The organism is Parabacteroides sp. ASF519 (assembly GCF_000364265.2).
In the GTDB taxonomy this organism is placed as follows: domain Bacteria; phylum Bacteroidota; class Bacteroidia; order Bacteroidales; family Tannerellaceae; genus Parabacteroides; species Parabacteroides goldsteinii.
Window position 1 is genome coordinate 6,159,391 of sequence record NZ_AQFV02000006.1, and the last position, 24,594, is coordinate 6,183,984.

At 41.1% G+C, this 24,594-nt stretch carries 22 protein-coding genes; 2 read left to right on the forward strand and 20 right to left on the reverse strand.

Annotated elements, in window-relative coordinates; translation table 11 throughout:
• Positions 1-2 precede the first annotated feature (2 nt).
• From C825_RS24880 to tig, 7 genes are all read right to left on the reverse strand, one after another.
• A complete protein-coding gene (locus C825_RS24880) occupies positions 3-857 on the reverse strand; it encodes a hypothetical protein (RefSeq protein ID WP_010800560.1) in 855 nt (284 codons plus the stop codon).
• A gap of 13 nt (positions 858-870) precedes the next feature.
• Positions 871-2,460, reverse strand: a complete 1,590-nt coding sequence (locus C825_RS24885; RefSeq protein WP_009859573.1) for a peptidylprolyl isomerase — start codon at positions 2,458-2,460, stop codon at positions 871-873.
• Positions 2,461-2,569: 109 nt separating this feature from the next.
• Positions 2,570-4,045 carry an IMP dehydrogenase gene (gene guaB / locus C825_RS24890; RefSeq protein ID WP_009859574.1) on the reverse strand — a complete coding sequence of 492 codons (1,476 nt, stop codon included), beginning with the start codon at positions 4,043-4,045 and terminating at the stop codon, positions 2,570-2,572.
• A gap of 138 nt (positions 4,046-4,183) precedes the next feature.
• Positions 4,184-6,367: a DNA helicase RecQ gene (gene recQ, locus C825_RS24895; RefSeq protein ID WP_009859575.1), complete on the reverse strand. Its 2,184-nt coding sequence runs from the start codon at positions 6,365-6,367 to the stop codon at positions 4,184-4,186.
• 28 nt (positions 6,368-6,395) lie between these two features.
• The gene (clpX, locus tag C825_RS24900) at positions 6,396-7,625 is read right to left on the reverse strand and encodes an ATP-dependent Clp protease ATP-binding subunit ClpX (RefSeq protein ID WP_009859576.1); all 1,230 of its coding nucleotides are present in this window, start codon (positions 7,623-7,625) and stop codon (positions 6,396-6,398) included.
• 62 nt (positions 7,626-7,687) lie between these two features.
• Entirely contained in the window at positions 7,688-8,356 is a 669-nt protein-coding gene (gene clpP / locus C825_RS24905) for an ATP-dependent Clp endopeptidase proteolytic subunit ClpP (protein WP_009859577.1), read from the reverse strand.
• 190 nt (positions 8,357-8,546) lie between these two features.
• On the reverse strand, positions 8,547-9,899 hold the full coding sequence (gene tig / locus C825_RS24910) for a trigger factor (RefSeq protein WP_009859578.1): 1,353 nt from the start codon (positions 9,897-9,899) through the stop codon (positions 8,547-8,549).
• Between the two features lie 325 nt (positions 9,900-10,224).
• Between tig and rbp the strand changes: the two genes are divergently transcribed.
• Both rbp and C825_RS24920 read left to right on the forward strand, forming a co-directional pair.
• Positions 10,225-10,470 (forward strand): RNA-binding regulator, encoded by a 246-nt coding sequence (gene rbp, locus C825_RS24915; RefSeq protein ID WP_009859579.1) that lies wholly within the window; start codon positions 10,225-10,227, stop codon positions 10,468-10,470.
• Between the two features lie 82 nt (positions 10,471-10,552).
• The gene (locus C825_RS24920; protein ID WP_010800561.1) at positions 10,553-11,443 is read left to right on the forward strand and encodes a CPBP family intramembrane glutamic endopeptidase; all 891 of its coding nucleotides are present in this window, start codon (positions 10,553-10,555) and stop codon (positions 11,441-11,443) included.
• 12 nt (positions 11,444-11,455) lie between these two features.
• Here C825_RS24920 and lptB read toward each other — a convergent pair whose 3' ends face one another.
• From lptB to C825_RS24985, 13 genes are all read right to left on the reverse strand, one after another.
• The gene (gene lptB, locus C825_RS24925; RefSeq protein ID WP_009859581.1) at positions 11,456-12,208 is read right to left on the reverse strand and encodes an LPS export ABC transporter ATP-binding protein; all 753 of its coding nucleotides are present in this window, start codon (positions 12,206-12,208) and stop codon (positions 11,456-11,458) included.
• Between the two features lie 128 nt (positions 12,209-12,336).
• Entirely contained in the window at positions 12,337-13,839 is a 1,503-nt protein-coding gene (locus C825_RS24930; RefSeq protein WP_228100068.1) for a leucine-rich repeat domain-containing protein, read from the reverse strand.
• 232 nt (positions 13,840-14,071) lie between these two features.
• Positions 14,072-14,515 (reverse strand): hypothetical protein, encoded by a 444-nt coding sequence (locus C825_RS24935; protein ID WP_010800563.1) that lies wholly within the window; start codon positions 14,513-14,515, stop codon positions 14,072-14,074.
• Positions 14,512-14,997: a D-Ala-D-Ala carboxypeptidase family metallohydrolase gene (locus C825_RS24940; protein WP_010800564.1), complete on the reverse strand. Its 486-nt coding sequence runs from the start codon at positions 14,995-14,997 to the stop codon at positions 14,512-14,514. The genes C825_RS24935 and C825_RS24940 overlap by 4 nt, the downstream gene beginning before the upstream one ends.
• Positions 14,994-15,188, reverse strand: a complete 195-nt coding sequence (locus tag C825_RS24945) for a hypothetical protein (RefSeq protein WP_009859585.1) — start codon at positions 15,186-15,188, stop codon at positions 14,994-14,996. Before C825_RS24945 ends, C825_RS24940 begins: the two co-directional genes overlap by 4 nt.
• Positions 15,189-15,199: 11 nt before the next feature.
• Positions 15,200-15,643: an HU family DNA-binding protein gene (locus tag C825_RS24950; protein ID WP_009859586.1), complete on the reverse strand. Its 444-nt coding sequence runs from the start codon at positions 15,641-15,643 to the stop codon at positions 15,200-15,202.
• 211 nt (positions 15,644-15,854) lie between these two features.
• Complete coding sequence (locus C825_RS24955) at positions 15,855-16,322, reverse strand: hypothetical protein (RefSeq protein WP_224264352.1); 468 nt, start codon at positions 16,320-16,322, stop codon at positions 15,855-15,857.
• 78 nt (positions 16,323-16,400) lie between these two features.
• Positions 16,401-17,342 carry a beta-barrel domain-containing protein gene (locus C825_RS24960; RefSeq protein WP_009859588.1) on the reverse strand — a complete coding sequence of 314 codons (942 nt, stop codon included), beginning with the start codon at positions 17,340-17,342 and terminating at the stop codon, positions 16,401-16,403.
• A 15-nt stretch (positions 17,343-17,357) separates the two neighbouring features.
• A complete protein-coding gene (locus C825_RS24965; protein ID WP_009859589.1) occupies positions 17,358-19,247 on the reverse strand; it encodes a glycosyltransferase in 1,890 nt (629 codons plus the stop codon).
• Between the two features lie 11 nt (positions 19,248-19,258).
• The gene (locus tag C825_RS24970; RefSeq protein WP_009859590.1) at positions 19,259-21,454 is read right to left on the reverse strand and encodes a peptidase domain-containing ABC transporter; all 2,196 of its coding nucleotides are present in this window, start codon (positions 21,452-21,454) and stop codon (positions 19,259-19,261) included.
• 6 nt (positions 21,455-21,460) lie between these two features.
• Positions 21,461-22,675, reverse strand: a complete 1,215-nt coding sequence (locus C825_RS24975) for a glycosyltransferase (RefSeq protein WP_009859591.1) — start codon at positions 22,673-22,675, stop codon at positions 21,461-21,463.
• Complete coding sequence (locus C825_RS24980) at positions 22,672-23,358, reverse strand: lanthionine synthetase LanC family protein (protein WP_009859592.1); 687 nt, start codon at positions 23,356-23,358, stop codon at positions 22,672-22,674. Before C825_RS24980 ends, C825_RS24975 begins: the two co-directional genes overlap by 4 nt.
• 8 nt (positions 23,359-23,366) lie before the next feature.
• Positions 23,367-24,593: a TIGR04150 pseudo-rSAM protein gene (locus C825_RS24985; RefSeq protein WP_009859593.1), complete on the reverse strand. Its 1,227-nt coding sequence runs from the start codon at positions 24,591-24,593 to the stop codon at positions 23,367-23,369.
• Position 24,594: the final 1 nt, after the last annotated feature.

Genomic DNA, 24,594 nt, shown 5'->3' on the forward strand with positions numbered 1-24,594 from the left:
AATTACGGTTCAGTAAAAAACTTTACATCACCTCCTCTGATTCCATCTTTATATAATTCTTCTTCAAACGTCTTCAAAAAATCTACTTTCCGCTGATTGATCAGCATCTCCGTGATTTGCGAACTCGCATAATCATAAGGCGCCACGCTTCCCTCCGGTAGATACTCTTTGATATTCAGCAGATAGCAATAACTACTATCGGCTACTTCCACAAACTTATTCGCCTTCAGATAAGCTGTTGAGTTGGATACATGGACAGGTATATTATCCATCACCTCGTCAAAATCCACCCATTTGTCGTAAAAGTAGTCATAAATAGTGGCATTTTGCACACTATACTTCTCAATTTTTTCTAAAGAGGCTTCAGAAGTCGATTTGTACCACCCTTTTACCTCCGACAAACCGGGGGCATCCACCGGTATTTTCAGGAAAAGTCCCTTGATCAGGGCTTTATCAAGTGTAAACTTTTTCTGATTCTCCTCATAATAGTTCAGCTTATCGCTTTCGCGGATATCAGCCGACAATTTCTCTTTGATCAGGCGCTCCTGATAACGGTAACGAATCAGCGAGTGGCGGTATTCTTCTACCAGCTTGTCGACCTCTTCTTTTTCGTCCCCCAGGTTTCGCTGGGCAACTTCGTAAACCAGGGCATCCTTTACCCATTTCTTTACAAAGCTTTCGGCTAACAACAAACTATCCGCAGAGGACGTCCCCCGCGGAATCAGACTAACCACTTCCGAACGTTTCAACGTCCGGTCCTTCACTCTTACCAGCACATCCGCATCGTCGGTTTGCTGGGTTCGCTTACAAGAACACAGCAAAGATACGAATGCTATAAAAATGAAGCAATACTTCATAACCTTCTCTTTCTTATTTCTTTAGTTTTTTCAACAATTTCCAGTTAATCGTAACAGGATATTCCTTATTCAGCTCCTGCAACCAGGCTTTTTCCAACTCCGGCTGTTCAGCAGCTGGCTTGCTCCACACTTTCTGATTACTGATATTGAACAACAGGATACCATCCCGATATTCCTGCATCAGATGTGTAAATTCAGGATGCTTAGTTTCCAAATTCTTGCGCTCGGTTGTTGTCACAATATCACGAATGAACAGATCGAACACTTCCTGCATAAAATCACCGGCATACGTTTTTGTCGAGAACGGACAACGCTGGATATAATAAGCGAATTCGCTCTGTGGGAAATCCGTATCCACCAGATGGATCAATGTCTTATTCATATCCTTGGCCTTTTCGTAGAAGTCCTTGTCGGAAGGAAAATGATCATTGCACAAAGCGACCAGTTCGGCATAAGCCTCCGGATAGAACACATACCCATACTCTTTTTTCAGACGTTCATCGAACGCCTTATAATATTCGAAATTACGTTCACCCTGTGCCATCACACGGGACCATGATTTCTTCTTTTCTTCAAAAGATGGGATGCCTCCCTTGTCGAGCAATTTAATAATATGATAACCGAACCGTGTTTTAACAGGTTTAGACACTTCTCCCGGAGTATTTAAAGCAAATGCACCTTTTTCAAAAGGTTCCACCATTTCTCCGACACCGAACCAGGGAAGCACTCCCCCTTTGCGTGCCGAAGCGGCATCCGAAGAATTTTCTTCTGCTAACTGTCCGAAGTCTGCTCCGCCTTGTATTTTCTGATAAACCTCTTCAGCCAAAGCCAACGTTTCACTATCACTGCGAGTTACCGAATCTTTCTGGAAAGGGATCAGAATATGGGCAACACGGCGCATCCCCGGATTGGGTTTGCGGCTATGTAGTTTAATAATATGATATCCCAGCGTAGTACGTACCGGCATGGATAATTCACCCGGTTTCATAGAATAAGCATAATTCTCGAACGCTTTGATCGTCTGCATAGGCAACAGACAACGTGCATATTCATATCCGGTCTGTTTGGTAGAGTCCTGCTTTGCCAGCTCCTGACCAACGGTTGCCATGTCTTCCCCGTTTTTTATACGTTCATAGACTTTCATCGCCTTTTCATAAACAGCGAGCGTATCCCTTGAAAGAGTCTTTCCCGGCAGACGGAATAAAATATGACTCAATTCCAGCACTTCGCCCAAACGGTCATATTCCACACGGAGAGCTGCTTCTTCCCCGTCTCTGTCAGATAAGTAACTTGATGTCAGCTGAGCGCGGTATCCTTCCAGTTCATCGGTAAAATCTTTTGTCTTGTCGAGACCGGCGGTTTCTGCATCGACAACTTTCAACTTAAAGTTTTTATACAGTTCCACATAATTTTCCAATGACTTACGATCAGATAAATTAACTTCACCATTCTTTCTGGCCATAAAAACAAATTCATCCAGAGATACCTGTTTTCCGGCCACAGTCATCACTACAGAATCAGCCTTATTAGCGGCTTCTCCGGTTAAACAAGCGAATACTAAAGATAATACAAGCAACTTTTTCATCAAAATTCCGTTTATCATACTACGTACACATTACAAAAATAACACTAATCTAACGGATAGCATCCCCAAAAAGTATGCTATCCGATTAAATTAGTGTTTTTTATATAACGGGATTTATGCACATTTATTATTCGCCACGGCTATAATTGGGCGCTTCCTGTGTAATTGCCACGTCATGCGGATGACTTTCCTGTACACCGGCATTGGTAATGCGGGTGAATTTAGCCTGATGCAGTTCTTCAATATTATGCGCTCCGCAATATCCCATACCGGCACGCAACCCGCCAACCATCTGGTAGATCACTTCGAATAAAGAACCTTTATAAGGAACACGCGCGGCAATACCTTCCGGCACAAGTTTCTTCACATCGTCTTCCACATCCTGGAAATAACGGTCTTTCGATCCTTTCTGCATCGCTTCCAGCGATCCCATACCACGATAGGATTTAAACTTACGTCCGTTGAAAATGATCGTTTCACCCGGTGATTCTTCCACTCCGGCCAGCAAGGAACCCATCATCACGGATGATCCGCCGGCAGCAATCGCCTTCACGATATCACCGGAATAACGCAATCCGCCATCGGCAATCAGAGGAATACCTGTACCCTTCAATGCTTTTGCAACATCATAGATTGCAGACAACTGGGGAACACCGACTCCGGCAATAACACGGGTCGTACAGATAGACCCCGGTCCGATTCCTACCTTAACGGCATCTGCTCCGGCATCTGCCAGATATCTGGCAGCATCGCCCGTAGCAATATTACCAACCACGCAATCGATACCCGGATACTGTGCTTTAATTTGTTTCAACACATCGACCACACCTTTGGAATGTCCGTGAGCCGTGTCGATAACCAAGGCATCGGCACCAGCCTCTACCAATGCAGCCACACGTTCAAATGTATTGAATGTCACACCCACACCGGCAGCCACACGTAAGCGGCCTTTGGCATCTTTGCAGGCTGAAGGTTTATCTTTTGCTTTAGTGATATCTTTATAGGTAACAAGTCCGATCAGCTTATTATGGCTGTCCACCACCGGCAGCTTTTCAATCTTGTGTTGCTGAAGGATCTGGGCTGCTGCTTCCAGGTCTGTAGACTGATCTGTCACGACCAGGTTTTCCTTCGTCATCACCTCGTCGATCGAACGGTTCATGTCTCTTTCAAAACGAAGGTCACGGTTGGTAACGATTCCGACCAGATAACCGCCTTCATCCACAACAGGTATACCGCCGATCTTATATTCTGCCATCATAGCCAACGCATCGGCCACACGTTTTCCCTTCGTGATTGTTACGGGATCATAGATCATTCCGTTTTCAGCACGCTTAACGCTTTGAACCTGCTTAGCCTGTTCTGCGATCGTCATGTTCTTATGAATAACACCGATACCACCTTCGCGGGCAATAGCGATTGCCATCTTTGCCTCGGTAACCGTATCCATAGCGGCCGATACCATCGGGATATTCAATGTAATGTTTCGTGAAAACTTTGTCGTAAGGTCGACATTTCGGGGAAGAACTTCTGAGTAAGCGGGGATCAACAATACATCATCGAATGTTAATCCGTCCATAACTAACCTGTCTGCAATAAATGACATAAAACGTATGCTTTAAAAATTATTGCGCGCAAATATACGAATAATATGCCAATAAAACAATATGCCAATGTGCCAATAAAAAACAACGATATATTATCTCTATTGGCATATTGGCATATTAACCCTATCGGCATATTATTAATTTGCCATTTCCGATAAGAATTTTATGCGTACCAGACGGATCTCTTCTTCTGTATAATCACCGCCCAACTCTTCGATCGCATCTTCCAGATCATCCGTTTCGGAATCTTTGAAATATTCATAGATATCTTCCACATGATCTTCGTCCATCACATCGTTTACAAAGTAATCGATATTGATACGTGTTCCCGAATAAACGATCGCTTCGATCTCATCCAGCAGTTCGTTGAATTCAAGACCGTTTGTCAACGCTATCTCATCCAGAGCGACTTTGCGATCAATACGCTGGATAATGGAGACTTTCAGTTTCGACTTGTTTGCAACCGTACGAACACGCAAGTCTTCCGGACGTTCGATCTCATTTTCTTCTACGTGTTTTTTGATCAGTGTAATGAATTCCTGTCCGTAACGTTTTGCCTTACCGGCACCGACACCGGGAATATTCTGCAACTCATCCAGAGTCACCGGATAAGTGGTAGCCATCGCCTCAAGCGACGGATCCTGGAAAATCACAAAAGGAGGAACTTCCAATCGCTTGGACAGCTTCTTACGCAAATCCTTCATCATAGAATAAAGGACCGGGTCAACCGCACAGGTTGCTCCGCCACGTACCGGCACTTCAGATTCTTCCTCTTCCTCAAACTCGTTATCCTTTGTTATTTTGAAAGACACCGGCTTCTTCATGAAATCTTTTCCCTTCGGAGAGATTTTCAGCAGGCCATAGTTTTCGATATCCTTTGTCAGATAACCGGCAATCAGCGCCTGACGGATCACTGCGTTCCAGGTCTTGTCGTCTTCGTCCGTTCCCGAACCGAAGACTTCCAGTTCATTGTGTTTGTAAGATTGAATTTCGGAGGTCTCGTTACCGACCAACATGTTGACAATATAATCTGCCTTAAATTTTTCTTTCAAAGTACTTATCACTTCAAGTACCGCACTCAATAATTCTTTCGCTTCCACTTGCTTTTTGGGGTTCAAACAATTATCACAATTTCCACAATTTTCTTCCAGGTATTCCTCACCGAAATAATGCAACAAGACTTTGCGACGGCATACGGAAGTTTCGGCATAAGCCGCTGTTTCAAGCAACAGTTGCTTACCGATTTCCTGTTCCGCTACAGGCTTTCCCTGCATGAATTTCTCCAGCTTCTGCAAATCTTTGTATGCATAAAAGGCAATACACTGGCCTTCGCCACCATCACGGCCGGCACGACCTGTTTCCTGGTAATAACCTTCGAGGCTCTTCGGGATATCATAATGAATGACATAACGTACGTCCGGCTTATCGATACCCATACCGAATGCGATAGTAGCCACGATAACGTCGGCTTTTTCCAACAGGAATGCATCCTGATTGGCCGACCGTTGCCCTGAATCCATTCCGGCATGATACGCAAGCGCTTTGATACCGTTCGCTTTCAGAATATCGGCAAACTCTTCCACCTTCTTGCGGCTCAGACAATAGACAATACCCGATTTACCTTCGTTGGCCTTAATATATTTAATGATCTCGCGGTCTACATTTTCATCCTTCGGACGAACTTCGTAATATAAATTAGAACGGTTAAAGGAGGATTTGAAAACTGAGGCATCAATCATACCCAGGTTTTTCTGGATATCGTGCTGAACTTTCGGAGTGGCCGTTGCCGTCAGCGCAATCAGCGGACGCTTGCCTATTTCATTGATGATAGGACGTATCCGGCGATATTCCGGACGGAAATCATGTCCCCATTCTGAAATACAATGCGCCTCATCTACTGCATAAAACGAAATATTCACATTACGCAAAAATTCGACATTCTCCTCTTTAGTCAGCGACTCGGGAGCAACATACAATAATTTTGTGCGGCCAGCCATTATATCAGCCTTCACCTGGTCGATCGCCGACTTATTCAGTGAAGAGTTAATAAAATGAGCGACTCCGTCTTCTTCACTAAAATTACGCATGGCATCCACCTGGTTCTTCATCAAAGCAATCAGGGGAGATATAACGATCGCAGTACCTTCCATCATTATAGAAGGCAACTGGTAACAGAGGGACTTGCCCCCGCCGGTGGGCATCAACACAAAGGTATCATTCCCGGCCAGCACATTTTCAATGATTGCTTTCTGATTCCCTTTAAAGGTATCAAAACCAAAATGAGTCTTTAAATGCTCAGTTAAACTATCCTTCTTCGCCATACTTATTATATTTTACAAACCGCAGGCATTACGCTATCTGCAAACGGTTTACATCTGATTTTTCAAACTTCTCCTTCGCATACTCCAATGTTACATGGAGTTTCTTCTTCTTCTCAGACGGCATGCTGAACATAGCATCCATCATGATAGCCTCTACGATCGAACGCAGGCCACGGGCTCCCAGCTTAAATTCCAAAGCTTTATCTACAATATATTCGTAAACGTCTTCATCAAACGTCAGTTTAATGGAATCCATCTCAAACAATTTGACATACTGCTTGATGATCGAATTCTTCGGCTCTGTCAGAATGCTGCGAAGCGTGCTCCGGTCAAGCGGGTTCAGATAAGTCAGAATAGGCAGACGGCCGATGATCTCCGGAATCAGCCCGAACGACTTCAGGTCGGTTGGCGTAATGTATTTCAGGAAGTTATTCCTGTCCACCTGAGCAGTATCCTTGCTGGCAGAATATCCCACAACACGAGTGTTCAGACGTTGTGCAATTTTCTTCTCGATACCGTCAAATGCTCCGCCACAGACAAAAAGAATATTTTTAGTATCTACCGCTATCATTTTCTGTTCCGGATGCTTTCTTCCGCCCTGGGGAGGTACGTTCACGATCGAACCTTCCAGTAGCTTCAGCAAACCCTGCTGTACTCCTTCTCCACTTACATCACGGGTTATAGACGGATTGTCACTTTTACGCGCGATCTTATCTATCTCATCAATAAATACAATTCCCCGTTGGGCTGCATCCACGTCATAATCGGCAGCCTGCAACAGACGGGTCAGAATACTTTCAATATCTTCTCCCACATAACCGGCTTCGGTCAGTACCGTAGCATCCACGATAGCAAACGGCACATGCAGTAATTTTGCGATCGTACGAGCCAGCAGGGTTTTTCCCGTACCGGTTGCGCCGACCATAATAATATTAGATTTCTCGATCTCCACGTCATCCGAAGTGACTTTCTGGAGTAATCGTTTGTAATGGTTATACACCGAAACAGAAAGGTAACGCTTGGCGTCATCCTGTCCGATCACATATTGATCCAGAAAGTTTTTTATATCCTCCGGTTTCGGCAGTTCCGCCTGGTCAAGTCCCAGAGAACTTTTCCTGGCAGGCTGTTGTTCTTTTACAATTTCATACGCTTGCTGTGCGCATTCATCACAGATGGCACCGGATATCCCATTTATCAGCATATTAACGTCCCGACTGCTTCTCCCACAAAACGTACAAACGTCGCCTGTTTTGGCCATAGATATTTTGTTTATTTATTTGTCGAAAAAGACAAGGCGCAAAGGCCTTGTCTCTATGTTTGTTATTTACTATTACGGACCAGGATCTCGTCTACCATTCCATAAGCTTTCGCTTCTTCGGCAGTCATCCAGTAGTCGCGATCGCTATCGCGTTCTACCTCTTCATAAGGTTTTCCTGAGTGAGTTGAAATAATAGTATACAGTTCTTTCTTTACCTTCAGGATTTCACGAGCAGTAATCTCGATATCCGAAGCTTGTCCCTGTACACCGCCCAGAGGTTGGTGGATCATCACGCGAGAATGCGGCAAAGCCATACGTTTGCCCTTCGTTCCGGCTACCAGCAATACGGCGGCAAAAGAAGCGGCCATACCTGTACAGATAGTAGAAACATCACATCCGATAAACTGCATGGTATCATAAATACCATAACCTGCATATACCGAACCGCCCGGCGAATTAATATAAATAGATATATCTTTGCCGGGATCGCTGGAATCCAGATATAATAATTGCGCCTGAATCACATTGGCCGAATAATCGTCGACCTGTGTTCCCAGGAAGATAATACGATCCATCATCAAACGGGAAAACACGTCCATCTGCGCAACATTCAGCTGGCGCTCTTCAATAATTGTCGGAGAAATATAACTGCTGGTGATATTCATATAACTATCCAGTGCGTTACTGTTCATCCGCAAATGCTTTGTTGCATACTTTCTAAAATCGTCCATAGTTTACTGTTTATTGTATAACCGAAAGTCATAAAAAAAGGGATTTCCCTCTGACTTATCGGAATAACAAAGTTATAAATAAATTTCTGAAAGAAACAACTTATTTGCTATCCGCTAAGATATTTTTTAGAGAGGAACCCCTTTTTCTTGCTGAAACCTTAGTAAATACTACGATTTCTGAAGAATAATATTATTCAAAGAGTTTGTTGAACTCTTCTGCTGAAACTTCTTTTACGTCCAGTTCTACCTGTTCTTTCAACCAGGCAGCCAGTTTTTCTTCTACTGCACGGTCGATAACATTCTGTAAAGTCTGTTTGTTTTTCAACATATCTTTTGCATAGTTGGCCAATACATCTTCAGGAACAGAAAGCATACCGTACTGTGCAAACTGAGCTTTTGCCACACGTTTTGCAAAGTTTTCAATATCTGCATCTTCTACCTTCAGGTTATTGCCTTTCACCAGGTTTTCTTTGATCAACTGATATTTCAGGTCTTCGATAATCTTCGGATACTCTTCATCCAGTTTTTCAGCCGTATTCTTTTCATTTGCAGCCAGCAACCAACGTTTCAACAGGTCGTCGGCAAACTTCAGTTCGCCTGCTTTCTGTACCAATACTTCACGGGCATCCAACAGGAACTTGAAGTCGCTCTGAGGAGTGAACTGTTCTGCCAATGCATCCTTAATCTTATTCTTGAATTCTTCTTCGCTGGAAACAACGCCTTCACCGAATACTTTGTCGAACAATTCCTGGTTCAGTTCTGCCTTTTTGTGACGTGTGATTTCTTTAATCTCGAAGCTGAAATCTCCGGTAAGACCGGCAACAGCTTCTTTGTCAACCTTCAGCAAAGAAGCGATCTCTGCTTCAGCGCCTTCGTAAGCCTTATTCGGGTTGAACACGATTACAGTGTTAGCTTTTGCACCGATGAATTTAGCTTTTTCAGCTTCATCCTTCATATAAGAAGGCATCAGTACTGCATCTTCCACAACGATACCACCTTCTTTCGGAGAACCGTTTTCAAGTTCTGCAATAGTACCTTTAACCAGGTCTTTTTCTTCTACTTCTTCAGCAGTGTCATAAGATCCGAAGTTTGCAGTATAAGCGTCAACCTGCTGGTTCAACATCTCTTCGTCGATAGCAACCTGATAATAAGGAAGCTTGTCGCCCTTACTCAGTTCGATTTTGATTTCCGGAGCCAAAGCTACGTCAAAACAAAATTCAAAATCTTCCTGTGTATCGAAATTAATAGGCTGTTGTTCTGTTTCGTTAGGCATCGGTTCGCCTAAAACGTTCAACTTATTCTCGTTGATATATTTGAACAGATTTTCGGAAACCAACTTGTTGACTTCTTCAACCAGTACATGTTTTCCATACATCTTCTTCACCATACCCATCGGTACCATTCCCTTACGGAAACCCGGTACATTTGCTTTCTGACGGAAGTTGCGCAGGCTCTTTTCAACCTGTTCAGCATAGTCAGCCTTCACTATTTCTAATTTCACAATACCGCTAACGGCATCAATGTTCTTAAGCGAAACGTTCATTCTGAATGATTTATTTAATTAATAGTCGTATCGAATTTTAGGCTGCAAAATTAGAGTTATTCTTTTAATCTCGCAAATTGTTTACTTAATTTGTTATAAGTAAGCCAAAATTAGACACATATTAATTTTTTCAATCCAAAATCTTGTATTTCTAAAATAAATGTATTCCTTTGTAATGTGAAAGGGGATTTACCTTGAACGTAAATAACATTGTTTTTTATTTCTTCATTTACTTGTTACTTGTCGATTTATCTATCACTGTTACGAAATTCCGGTTTATTACTTTCATCAGTAACAATTTTATTTTTTAATTATTTCTATTTTTATGAACATTTACATTGGCAACCTGAACTATCGTGTTCGGGAAGAAGATCTGAAACAAGTAATGGAAGAATACGGAGTGGTAGATTCTGTAAAGATCATCAAAGACCGTGAAACAGGTAAATCAAAAGGCTTTGCTTTTGTTGAAATGCCTGATGATGCAGCAGCTAAAAAAGCTATTGGAGAATTGAACGAGGCTGAATTCGAAGGTCGTCAGATGGTTGTAAAAGAAGCCAGACCAAAAATGTAATTCATTCTTTCCTGAAGAAATAAAAACTTCTACCTATATTTGGGCAGAAGTTTTTTTATGTCCGTACATTAATATTATAGATATGGTATTAAAAGGTATATATGCCGGTAAACCGGCCATGTTCCAGTTATGGCTCCTGCTGGTCAGTCTTTTGTTCGGAGCAGTCCTGTCATCCCTGATCGGAACGGGAATCTTTGTTTTGTCACACGGTGTATCCGTCAATATAACGCAATACCCCGATATGATGCGAATGATGCAGTTGTTGTCAGCCATCGGGACTTTCCTGTTCCCGGCACTGGCGGTAGCCTGGCTGTGCAGTGCGGACCCGGCCGCCTACCTTTGTATAAAGCGTAAAGTGGATACCAAAATCCTGCTGCTAGCACTGGTCAGCATGTTCCTGATGTCCCCTGCGATCACACTGACAGCTTTGCTGAACAAACAAATGATACTGCCGGAGTTCATGGCCCCGGTCGAAAGCTGGATGAAAGCGCAGGAAGCCCTTGCCGAACAAATTACCAATACGCTTTTAGCCGGCGACGGTATGCTTACATTCCTGTCGAATCTGTTTGTCATCGCTATAATGGCCGGTATTACAGAAGAATTTCTGTTCCGTGGTGCCCTGCAACGGATTATAGGTCAATGGACATCCAATCATCATATAGTCATCTGGTCTGCCGCTATTCTATTCAGCGCATTCCATTTGCAGTTCTACGGGTTCCTTCCCCGTATGTTATTGGGAGCATATTTCGGTTATTTGTTATATTGGAGCAGAAACATCTGGATTCCGGTCTTCGCCCATTTCGTCAATAACGCTTTTGCCGTTATCAGCATGTCGGATATCCATCTGCGGGAGAATGAATTTATCACCGGAGATATATCCAACGCGAACCTGTTGCCTTACTCTGCATTAGCAGTAGTGACATTAGTCCTGTTCTTCTTATGCACCCGGCACATCAGGAGACTTTTGCAATAAAATAAGTTGAATTTATAAATCTTTTTTCCGCAGCACGAAGTCTTTCCCCAAATATTTTTCGCGTACGATCTCGTTTTCTGCCAATTGCTCTGCTGTTCCCTGGAAAAGCACTTTTCCTTCGAACAGCAAATAAGCACGGTCGCAAATGCTCAATGTTTCGTACACATTATGGTCGGTAATCAGGATACCGATATTCTTATGCTTTAACTTGGCTACAATCGTCTGAATATCCTGCACGGCAATCGGGTCGACACCGGCAAACGGTTCATCCAGCATAATAAACTTAGGGTCGATCGCCAGACAGCGGGCAATCTCGGCACGACGGCGTTCACCACCAGACAACTGGTCTCCCAGGTTCTTTCTAACCTTGTTCAATCCAAACTCAGCGATCAGGCTTTCCAGTTTTTCTTTCTGATATTCGGGAGTGGTTTCCGTCATTTCCAAAACAGAACGGATATTATCCTCAACCGTCATTTTACGGAAGATAGAAGCCTCCTGCGCCAGATAACCGATCCCGTTACGGGCACGTTTGTAAACCGGGAATTTCGTAATTTCCATATCATTCAGGAATATCTTCCCCTCATTAGGAGTCACCAACCCCACAGTCATATAGAATGTCGTCGTCTTTCCCGCCCCATTCGGTCCGAGCAATCCAACAATCTCCCCTTGTTTCACATTAATAGAAACATGGTTCACCACCGTTCGCGTTCTATATTTTTTCACCAGGTCCTCCGTCCGGAGCACCATCTGTTGTTCGTCTGCCATATCCTAATAATTTACGGGTACAAAGAAACGCAATTAATTAGTTTTCCACAAGACTATTATCATTTCTTACAATTCCATTACCACCAACTACCCAACCAACCGCTTTCATGACCACTTCTCCTATTTTATTAACCTAAAAATATTTTTTTCAACACACTGATTATAGCAAACAAACCGAAGATCAGAGGATTAAAGACACCCCAGCCACCCATTTCGCCAAAAGAAAACAGATTATATAAAGCCGTTAACGAACCGGAAGAAACGAACATGATTTTACGCTTTATCAGATCTTCATATTTAACCCAATTTTCTCCCGAATAACCGGAACTTCCTTCCGGGACATAAATAGCTTCCAATGAAAAACAATTCTCAAATACATTCTCTCCAAAACGGGCAGGTGCCTTTGATGAGAGAAAAGTAACATCAGTCAATTCGGAACAACATTGAAACACCTCTTTCCCAATCGCTTTCACAGAAGATGGGATTATAACTGAGGTAAGATATGTTTGGGAAAAAGCAGCACGTTCAATATCCGTGACAGATGCCGGAATTACAACAGATTTAAGAGCGGAATGGGAAAAAGAACCTGCACCAATCGTTTTCACGGAAAATGGAAGTTCTACGGAGGACAAAGCCGTTCCGTAAAAACCACCTGCTCCGATCTTCTCTAATTCCGATTTTTCGGCAAACGTCACTGACGATAATTTTCTACAATCAGTAAAGGCAGCCCCTCCGATTGCCGTTACGGAAGATGGAACCATTACCGACTCAAGAGGTGTTTTAGCAAAGGCACCCGCTCCAATCGTAGTAACCGAAGAAGGTATTGAGAATGAAGCCAGTGCTGTTTCTGAAAAAGCCCACTCACCGATCGCTTTTAAATTATCGCCACCAAACGTCACCAACGTCAATCTCCTGCAATACCTGAAAGCCCCCTCCCCAATCGTTGCAACAGAAGATGGAATCATAACTGAATGAAGCCTCGTCCCGGAAAAAGCCCCAGCACCAATCGTCCTCAAATTCATGTCTCCCGTAAAAGTTACAGACGAAAGTCTCTTACACTCCGTAAAGGCAGCCTTTCCTATAGTAGTTACGGAAGCCGGGATTACAACCGATTCCAGAGACGTCTCACAAAAAGCCCATTCACCAATTTCCTTTAGCTTCTGGTTTCCGGCAAATATAACCGACGACAGATTATAGCAATATCTGAAAGCAGCCTTTCTGATCGCGGTAACAGACGCCGGTATTACAACAGACTTCAGGGCTGTTTCATAAAAAGCATACTTACCGAGCGTTCTCAACTCCGAATCTTTAGCAAACACTACAGATGACAAATTGCTACATCCCGCAAAGGCTGCCCCACCTATCATCGTCACCGAAGCAGGAATCGTTACCGACCCGACACGCGGCAAATCTTTAAATATCAAACTCGGAATAACGGGAACACCCTCTTCTATATAAATTTCAGTCACTGCCCTTTTATCATTTTCACTGGCATTCTTCTTCCAATCGGCATAACCGCCATACATCAGAATAGTCAGCTTCCCATCCTGCAACTCATAACCGAAATCTTCCGCTGACAGGCTCCCCATCGAAAGCAACAACAAAGCAAATATCCAGATACAGTGTCTCATAATCATTTCTTTTCTGGTTAACAATTTATCATTTTTGCAAGATACACACTTATACGAACAATCCGTGATCCAAAGGATTAAAGTTATTTAAATCCGTTAGGATTTCCGTAACAGGCAAACAGAACATTTCCCATGCTAATTACTAATAACTCATTCCAAGAAGTTATAACATCATAATTTACCCTCGTCTGATTAAAAATGCACTCTCATAGTGCAATACAAACAAAAGTATCTATTTTATCCGTCGCAATTTTCGTAGCAGACAGATTAAAATGATCAAACCAGGAATTAATATCCACCAGACAATCCGGCTCGTTTTTCTTCTGGTCACTTCCTGCTCGACGGAGACGGATGAAGTAACACCCTGCTCATTAACCGTATTGGCAGACACAGACACCAACTCTGTCGAATCTGCCATTCCCCATTCTTCAGTAGCATATACAATACGTTCTACATACTGTTTACCGGCACTGTCGGGTACGGAAAGAGAGACTTCCTTCAAACGAGACCACCCCCGCAACTGCATCCCCCGATTATAATGCAGGCAAGAAGTGTCCAACCGTGTATACGATATCGAATCCCTGAACGAACGAAGTTCTCTCCTGCTTCCGGGATTACGCGATGCACAGCCGGACAATCCTGCTATAAGTAATAAAAAACAAATACCACCTCTCATTTGATAATCACCTGGCGACGGTTCTTCCCCGTCAATTTCAATGACAAATGAATAAAACCACGGCGACGGTAATAAATCGCCTGATCAAAATTCAACCGGCTTTGCTGTAAAGCCTCCAGCAAACGACAACTGCCGAACGTATAAATATCCGCCGCCTCCCCTTTCAGATGCAGGGAATCGGCGACACCACCCACCAGATGATTCAATTCTTCACAACGATACCCACTGGAGATATGCATCCCCATAGGACAATCCGCATACTCCCGAAGCGGCTCCAATAATTTTCTAACCAGATTTCTGATTGCACGCTGCGCTTCCAGTGGCGGCGTATTGTCCAGGCCCTTCTCCACAGCAACCGCACTGTAGATAAACTCCCCCATGTAAAAATGATCACTGATCCAATCCGGATGATTTCTTCTCCACTTCATTTGTTCCGACGTCAAAGGTTCCTCTATTGCATATTGACAAAATTTCGTTTTCATTCTTTTCTTATTTTATATGAATAATCCACTCCAAACAAGGCTCCGGCAAACGTACTGATCTCCCCGAAAGCGACTAAAACGCTATTATGTATTTCCCCTGTCGGAGCCACCCAAAAACCGGAAAAGATCAGGATAAGACCGGCTGCACAAAGCAGCACGGCCATTACCAATTGAACATTCATTCTTTTCATCCATCATCGAATTACTCGATTTCCGGACGATCCTCACCACCTCCGGGATTCTCCGTTTTTTCAACTTCCGGAGTAATCAAAGAATAACCCATCGTTTTCTTAGTCTCACGCAAATCAAACCCGGGAGTGAAAACAATCTTCGGAGCACGAATCATACTTGCAGAGAACTTCTTTTTATCCTCCACGCCCTCGCTTCCGACCGTAATACGGAAATTACCGAATTCCCCCAACTGAACAATACGACCATCCTGCAATTCCAGATCCAGAATATAATTCAGATTATCCAGTACCGCTTTCACATCCGCACTCGATACCGTACTTCTAGCAGCAACCAACTTGCATAAACGTCTGATATCCGTAAATCCCGTACTTTTAGATACCGCATAATACAACTTCTTGGAACCTTTGACTCCCGGTTCCGACGGGCGCAGAACCAACTTGTAACCTTGTGCCATAATTAAAAATGTTTTTAAGTGAATAATTAAGTACAACACAAAGATACGGCGGTAAAAAAGAGGCAATAAGCAATAAGAAGAGGAAGCTAAAACAATATAATCACATAAGAATCAAGTTGTTGATCTTTTAAACGATCAAGAAAGAGATTATAATCCCGGTTCTTACTGCTTTTCTGAAACGCCCATATTTTATATTCTTTAAATATAAACTTCAGCTTAACTTTACTTTCTCAATCAACTCAAACAACTCAACCAGATCATCCGTATCCACCTTGGCGTACCTGATTTTGTCAGATAATCCCTTGACTTCCAAGTCCATCTTAAACCCTAGCAAAAAAGAAAAAGCCAACTTGGAATAAGAAATCTTATGCTTTTTAGACGGTCGCTCAAACAGATTTAATATTTTCACAAACAACTCTTTATCTTTCAGATCGTACAGGAATTCCCCCAGAACCGTATCCTTGCGAACAAACTCCACAAACTGCTGTCGTTTACTCTTTATCAATGCGACCAAAAACTCACGATAAGCAACATTCAGGTTTCCCCACTCAGAGAAAGCCAACCCGAAAGTACCTTTCACAAAACCGGCTTTTTCATTCTCCGGAAGATTTATCACTATTTCATTAAAATGCTGGACGGTAGGCTCGGCACCCAGCTGTGCCATCAGTAACTTTTTCATACGAATCCGGGAAGGGGATTGTTCATCCTTCCCGGCTCGAAAGCCACTAAACGAGACAAAAGAGACAACAAAAAAACTTCAGAACCCTTCTTTCAGTATCTTTTTCAGTGGCTGGAAGAAACGTTCTATCAAACGTACATCATCAGTTACAATTTCGGCTGTGGCTTTCATTTCATAAGAAACAGGCAGATTCTTCCTATAATTGGTGGTCAGTCCGTCCGGGAAGGCAATCTCCACCATATAATTGTCTTCCGAAGGCACCAGCGAAACTGACGACAAACGCCCGTTCACGATACCGAATTCCTGATCCGGGAAATTCGTAAACCGCACAATCACTCGCTGTCCGGCCTTCACCTTTCCGGACCGCTGAATCGGCAGTAAGGCCCGCCCGATCCAGGTCTCCCCGCCCTCAGGCACCATACGGGCAAAAATATCTCCCGCCGACAAATACAGGTTCGGAGCCCCTTGCACAAGCAACTGAACCTTTCCATCCGACGGCGCCACCAGGCAGTAAGACATCTCCCAGACACGGATCGCCGCCAGTAACTGTCCGACCGAAGCCCGGTAATCGCGGGCAGAAATATCTTTCGATGCCAGACTCATATAAGCCGGCTGAATATCCCCCAGCAGCCACACATCCTGCAACAGATAATAGCTCAGACGTTCCGGCTGCTCCTGATAACGTGCCAACAACTTCTTCAGCCGGAACACATCCTCCGTCCTGGCCGGGTTCTCAACCACCGCCAACGGAGCACCCATCTTTACCTCCTGTCCGTTAAACACATAAAGCTCATTTATCTTTCCCGACGAGCGGGCCACCACCTCCGCCACCGGATGCCGGCTTGTCAATGTCATCTCCGTCGTGATCACATCCGGATATCTAAAGAAATAGCTACCCACCAAAAGCGCCAGCACCACGATAAACAAGATCGTAATCCCCCACCGCACAATCCAGGCCGGGATCTGCCCCATCACCTCCTGAACCTCTTCGCTGCGTAATTCTATTTCTTTTCCTTCCATTGTTTCGATTATTAATTACCCAAGAACAGTATAAATCTGATCCATTATTGTAGATTCATTAAACAATTCAGCCCTTTCCAATGCCTTGTTTCGTAAATCATCCCTTAATGCCACATTTTCTATTACAGCTTTTAAAGCCTTATACAACAGAAACTCATCTTGTTCTGTTAGCAAACCATATTTTCCCTTGCCTAATATTTCTTCCGAGCCAGCATTCTTCGTTGCAACAACCGGTAACCCCAGACATAAAGCCTCACAAATTACAAGGGGAAAACCTTCAGACAAAGAAGAGGAAACAAAAACATCTGCTTCTTTCAAAAAAGGTATCGGATTTTTATGATACCCTCGCAAGAAAACAATATCATCTAATGAAAACTCTTTGATCAGTTCTTCCAACTTTACCCTTTGTTCACCTTCTCCAACAATCCATAAATCAAAATCTAATCCATCCTCAACTAAACGTCGAACAGCTTGTATCAATAACAAATACCCCTTTACCGGAGTCAATCTTCCAATACTACATAATGTAAATTTCCTTTTCGTTATACCCACACAATCCCATTTGCTCAAGAGTTCCGACCGATCAATAAGATTATAAATTACTAATAATTCAGATTTAGCATCTCCAAACAACTTAATATACTGCTCCTTTACATTATCACTCACAAAAACGATTTTATCCATTCTTTGAAAAATGCTATATTCATGTTCATCATTTTCATAATATCGCTTTGTCCAATGATAATTACACAAATCTGCATGAACCCAAGCTACCTTAACAGCAACGCTACCCCTTTCTGCAATATATTTTACCGCCAGTCCTTCCAAAAAAGCAATCTCTATGTCATAAAATCGGTTTTTAACTTTTTCACTGCCCGGAAAGAACCACGAAACCTCCTCCGGTATATCTGCAAAATAAATTCCTTCTTCAAATAGGACTAAAAGGTCAACGGCATATTTCTCATAATCAAATCTTTTCAATATATCGATCAATAATTTTTCAGCACCGCCACCTCCTAATGTATCGATACAAAACAATATCCTGATTTTACCATCCTTCAAATGTATCTCTTCTTTTTCTCTAATATGACTATATACATTTCGAACAAGTCCTTTACACTCCTCAAAAGTCAATTTATTACTATTCTGTAATTCAACTGCACTATTCAAAAAATCAAAATAAGCAGGATCAAGCTCAATGATCTTATTCATTAAATAATCCAGATAACAACACTGGACATATCTTAGATCTACCCGCCGTAAACTCGGATCAGCAAATAAAGACACATTTTCCCCTGTTCGAATATCCAACAACACCTCCGGAATATTGGCAAAAAGATATCCCTTCATTATTAAATCAGTCCATATCTCATAATATTCCACACATTCATGTCTCTGTATTTTCCCTAAACACGTTTTTAGAAACTCTCCAAAAACAGACTTGCGCATTATCACCGACTGAGTATATATAGCTTTAGAAAACAACATCTCAATGACAATATCATTATGCCGTACCTGATAAAAATAATTTACTCCGGAATTTCCATTTTCCGTAACCCAGGTACCACAAACATCAACATCTCTATGGTCCTCCATAAAAGAAAATTGGGTATGAAGTTTCCTGGGAACCATTAAATGACCAGCATCCATTAAAACAACATATTTCCCCTTTATGCTTTCCATTACCTGCCCCCATACTCCCGGTTCTTCAAATGATACAACATTCAAAATTCTCAAACGCATATCGATTGTATCCATACCATCCAGAGTATCCTCGTAATTAGCCCCTTCCTTCAACACAAGAAGTTCAAAATCTGAAAACGATTGCATAAAGACATTATTCACAGCTTCCTGCAAATACCTATTTCCATCATCTACTTTCAGAATAATACTAATCTCCGGCATATCAATACATTTTACGAACCCAATTCCAATTGATTCTTTACCAACTTATAATATACACCCCGTCGTGCCGTCAGTTCCTCATGCGTCCCTTCCTCCACGACCTGTCCTTTATCCAGTACCACTATATTATCCGCATCCCGCACCGTACTCAGCCGGTGAGCCACAACAACCACCGTCCTTCCTTTATAGAACTGATGCAGATGTTCCATAATCTCACGCTCATTATTGGCGTCTAATGCATTCGTTGCTTCATCCAAAAAGATAAATTCAGGATTCTTATATACAGCACGTGCAATCAGGATACGTTGCCGCTGTCCCTGGCTTACACCATTTCCTTCCATACCTATTTTTGTGTTATAGCCCAATGGTAGCGAATCAATAAAATCCCGGATATTAGCTACAGTCACAGCATGCAACAACCGTTCTTTATCGATCACTTCCGCACCTATAGCGATATTCTTCGCTATCGAATCCGAAAAAATAAACCCATCCTGCATCACACATCCCGTACGGGCACGCCATACATGCGGATTCATATTCTTCAATGACAGATCACCTATTTTGATATTTCCCTTGTTCGGCTCGTAAAACCCAAGCAACAACTTTATTAATGTCGTCTTTCCGCTTCCGCTGGCCCCGACAATAGCCGTCACCTTATGCTGTGGGATCGTCAGATTAATATGTTCCAACACATAATCCCGGTCTGCCCCGTCATAACTAAAACTCACATCCTCGATCTGCAAAGCCTTGTTATCCGGTAAAGCATTTACTTTCAATGCTAAGGTCTGTTCTTCATCTTCCCGCTGATGGATCTCTCCTAAACGTTCCAAACTAATCTTTGCATCCTGAAACGAACGGGCAAAACCAATAAACTGTTCGATCGGAGCAGTCAACTGCCCCACAATATAGGTGAGCGACATCATCATACCAAGAGTCATCTCACCGGAAACAACAGCCCGGGCTGCGGTGAAGGAGATCAGGATATTGGTGGTTTGGTTAAAAAACACCGACCCGAGCTGTTGATATTGCCCTAAAGCTAACCCTTTAATACTTATTTTAAATAATTTCACTTGAATACGTTCCCATTCCCAGCGCTTTTCAGTCTCACAGTTATTCAGCTTGATTTCCTGCATGCCGGTTACCAATTGAAACAAATTACTCTGCTCACCGGCTGCTTGTGCAAAACGTTTGATATCCAATTCTCGCCTATATCTCATAAAAGCTAATACCCAAGCAACATACAAGCCATTCCCAAACAAGAACAATCCTAATATAGTAAGATCATAATATGCCAGCACAAAGCCGAATACAATAAAATTGACAAAAGAGAATAATGCACTAATAGACGAACCCGTCATAAACGATTCTATTCTGTTATGGTCTCCGATACGCTGCATAATATCCCCCACCATCTTCGTATCGAAGAAATGAAGGGGTAAGCGCATGAGTTTTGCCAAAAAATCAGAAATTAAAGCGATATTAATCCGGGTATTCATATGCAATAAAATCCAACTACGGATAAAGCCAACTGATAATTGCGCAACAAAAATTACTACCTGCGCAATCAGTATCAGGGTAATAAAACTTAGATTACTATCCCGTATTCCTGTATCCACCAGGCTTTGAGTAAGAAAAGGCATGATAAGCTGTAAGATACTACCTGTTAGCATTCCCAATATTAATTGGAAAAGCTCCCTCTTATAGGGAGTGAGATAACGAAAAAAGAAGGATAACTCTCTTTTCTTATCTTTTACATCTTCCTCTCGATCGTAAAATTCTGGTCCAGGCTCTAGTAATAGAGCCGTACCCGTATCTTTTCCCTCTACTTGTGTACTAAACCAACAATGCTCAAATTCTTCCTTCTCATAAACTAACCGTTTACTGGCTGGATCAGCAATATAATATTTACCGTTCTTTATTTTGTAGCAAACAACGAAATGACGTTGATTCCAATGAAGAATACAAGGTAAAGGTAATTCCGTATTCAATTGTTCCAACGTAACCCGAACTCCCATTGTACGAAATCCTATTTGTTCAGCCGCATCACTGATCCCCAACATCGATACCCCTTCTCTTGTTATGAATGCATGCTCACGCAGATATTGTAAAGAATAACTACGACCATAAAACTTTGTAATCATACGGAGACAAGTAGGACCACAATCCATAGAGTCCAGCTGAATATAATGAGGAAATTGACTTAGCATAAACAATTACAATTTTCTATAAACTTCGAGCATTTTTTGTTTGAATAATCCGATTTGAAAATTATTTATATACCGTTCATAAGCATTAATAGAATAAAATCTCCGTTTTTCATCATCTGTCAATAACTCAGTTATAGCAGCTCTCAACAAGTCTATCGACTTTTCACTGTCATTCTCAAAATATAAATCCAATAATATACCAGAAATACCATTTTCTATTATTTCGGCCATCCCGGTTGTATTATTTGCGATGACAGGTAAACCATGCATCATCATTTCAACCAACACATAGCCGAATTCTTCATAAATAGATGGAATTACTCCTATATCTGCAATTTCATATAAAGAATTAAGTTCCTCCTGATCTATAAATCCGGTAAATATAATATTTCGATTATTGGGATATGCATAATAAAGAGGCAGATCATAATTTCCTTTTCCTACAACCATCAAACAGACTTTCTCATTATTCTGAAATACTTTATTAAAAGCTCTTACAAGTAAAGACAAATTTTTATTATCGTCTAATCTCCCAACAAAGAGAATAATTTTTTCATCAGAGGAGATATGCATTCTTTGCTTTATGGATAACTTGTCAAGTTTTCGTATGCAGTGATCTGGTAGTGCATTATAGACTAGAGAAATCCTATCCGATGAGAAATTGAGATATTTACATAAAAAGGTTGAAGCATGATTAGCTACCACTACTAAATGATCACAATACTTACTCAATATTTCTATTTCTTCTTTCAATATATCGGAATAGACAAGTTCCTTTTCCGATAAGGAAATATTATTAGTAATATTATCCATTACCCTCTCTATTTCTTCCGGAGAGAAATAATCAATCCAACTGGCATAATGCCATGTCAATATAAATTTAAAATGAAAATATTCTTTTAACATCAAAAATAATTCAGTCCCTTTGCGATAATTCATATGAAGAATATTTTCATCATTGGGATCAATATAAGGATAAAGTATATAAAACACATTCCGATAATAATAATTAGATTTCTGATTTGCGCGAACAGCTGGTATATGAATATAACGAATATTGTTTTCAGAAACAATCTCAACACTCTCTTTCCGATTAAATAATGTAACCATTGTCACCAATATTGGTTCATCCTTCAATATACGAATAAGATTCTTCAAATAAGTACCAACACCAAAAACCGTACCATTAAAATTATTATCAAGTATATAAATGTGTTTCATATATTCATCAAATTTAAGCCATATCCGGCAAGCCCATTTTTTAACCCCAAAGACATACGATAAATACTATCAGTTATCTTAATTTCTTTTCCTTTTAGAAAATCAGGCAATGAACATATGCAATCTTTCATAGGTTTATCCGAAAGAAAATCAATATATTGGAAGAATACATCTTTTACAGAAAGATTATGCCAGGCATTGTAATTATTTTTTATCACATATAATAAATCTGATAAGAACAAAGAATCAAATGGTCTCTGATCACCTTGTTGTATCATTAATCGTGAATTTACATAATACACAAGTCCGCCCAAACCTCTATCGAAATCAAAGTCATTTATCCTACGGACATCATATCTCATTAAGTTTTGATCCAAATCGAATAATACGTCATTTACGTCACCGGATAAAAAATGGTGACACAACAAATAATTCACTCCCCAGCCAATTCCGCTTAATCCAATTTCGAAATTAGAAGAAAAAGAATTATCCAAATCTTCAAAAATCTCTTTTATCAAAGAATGTACTAAATCCAAATATACATCTTGATTACTATAACGAGCATAATGCGCAAGAAAAATAGAGACACCCATTTTCCCTCCGTATAAACCCACATCAGACAAACTGCTTGTATTTAGAATCAGCACATTTCTTATTTCTTCTAATCCCTGTTCTTTCTGCATCTCGGGAACTATTCTTTATAACACAAATTTTGCTTATTCAATACCAACTCGTAATTTGAAGGAGATGGGCATAACCACTGATACTTACAATCAGAGCAAGGTTGTTCCGAACGGGTTCTGAACCATAGATCACCGTTTACCAATTCGTATCGAATCAATGAATGGATAGAATCCGTAGCTATTTTTCCGCAAGAAGGGAAATTTATATTCACAAAAACAGATCCTTGAGGAGAAACAGTAAACTTTCCAAAATCATTTGCATTTATAAGTTGATTTGCAAATATCTGACGTTTATTCAGACTAGTATTTCTAATATCTTCCTCTGTCAGAAAAACAAATTCAGAAAAGAAATCTAAATTATCTCCTGTAAAAACAGGCTTCACACTATATTTGTCCAAATGATACCGTTCTATTTGTTCCTGAACTATATAATATTCATCTTTTGAAGCAACATAAAAATTCCATTTAACATGTAATTGCTTTTCAAGCACATTAGTTACAACCGATTCCTTTAACGGATGTTCCCGATCTACTATAATTACATATTCAAATTGTTCTGCTAAAGCAACTCTATATCTATCCTGAAAATCTTCCAGCTGGGAGCAAGAGACATAAAGACTTTTCATTGCATGAATTCGATCTAATGCATCCAACAGTTTATTCCATTGGGGATATTGAAAAATATTATATCCGCATATATGTATATTAGAAATGGAAGAATTAGCAATATACTTTAAAAAAACACTTAATGTCGTATAGTCTAATTCCTCACCTTTATCCAAAAAATAAGGAAATTGTTTAGCATACAGATTATCACATAAACCTGTTCCATTCACATAAATAGTCAGTTCATGTAAATAAACCATATAATTTTCAAAAGCAACCATTTCCGGTCTTTTCCTGAACTTTTCTTTTGAGCGTTGAACTCCAGGAAAAGGACAAAAAGAAACAGGAGGCTCTGAATTTTCATTTTGAGATATCAAATCAACGCATTCGGCTTCTAGCAAAATATTTACAACACTACATAAATTATTGCTATTCATATCCTCCTCTGTCAATTCAACCACATACAAATTTTCCGGATTCACCAATAATTCATATAGTTTATCAAACTGCTCAAAAGTCTCAAACTCCCTGATTTCAAAATTATCAGAATTATAAACGAAGACAGAAGTTCCTTTTTTCCATATAAAGACATCAGGATTAACAACTAGCCAATATTTTTTCATTTCCATA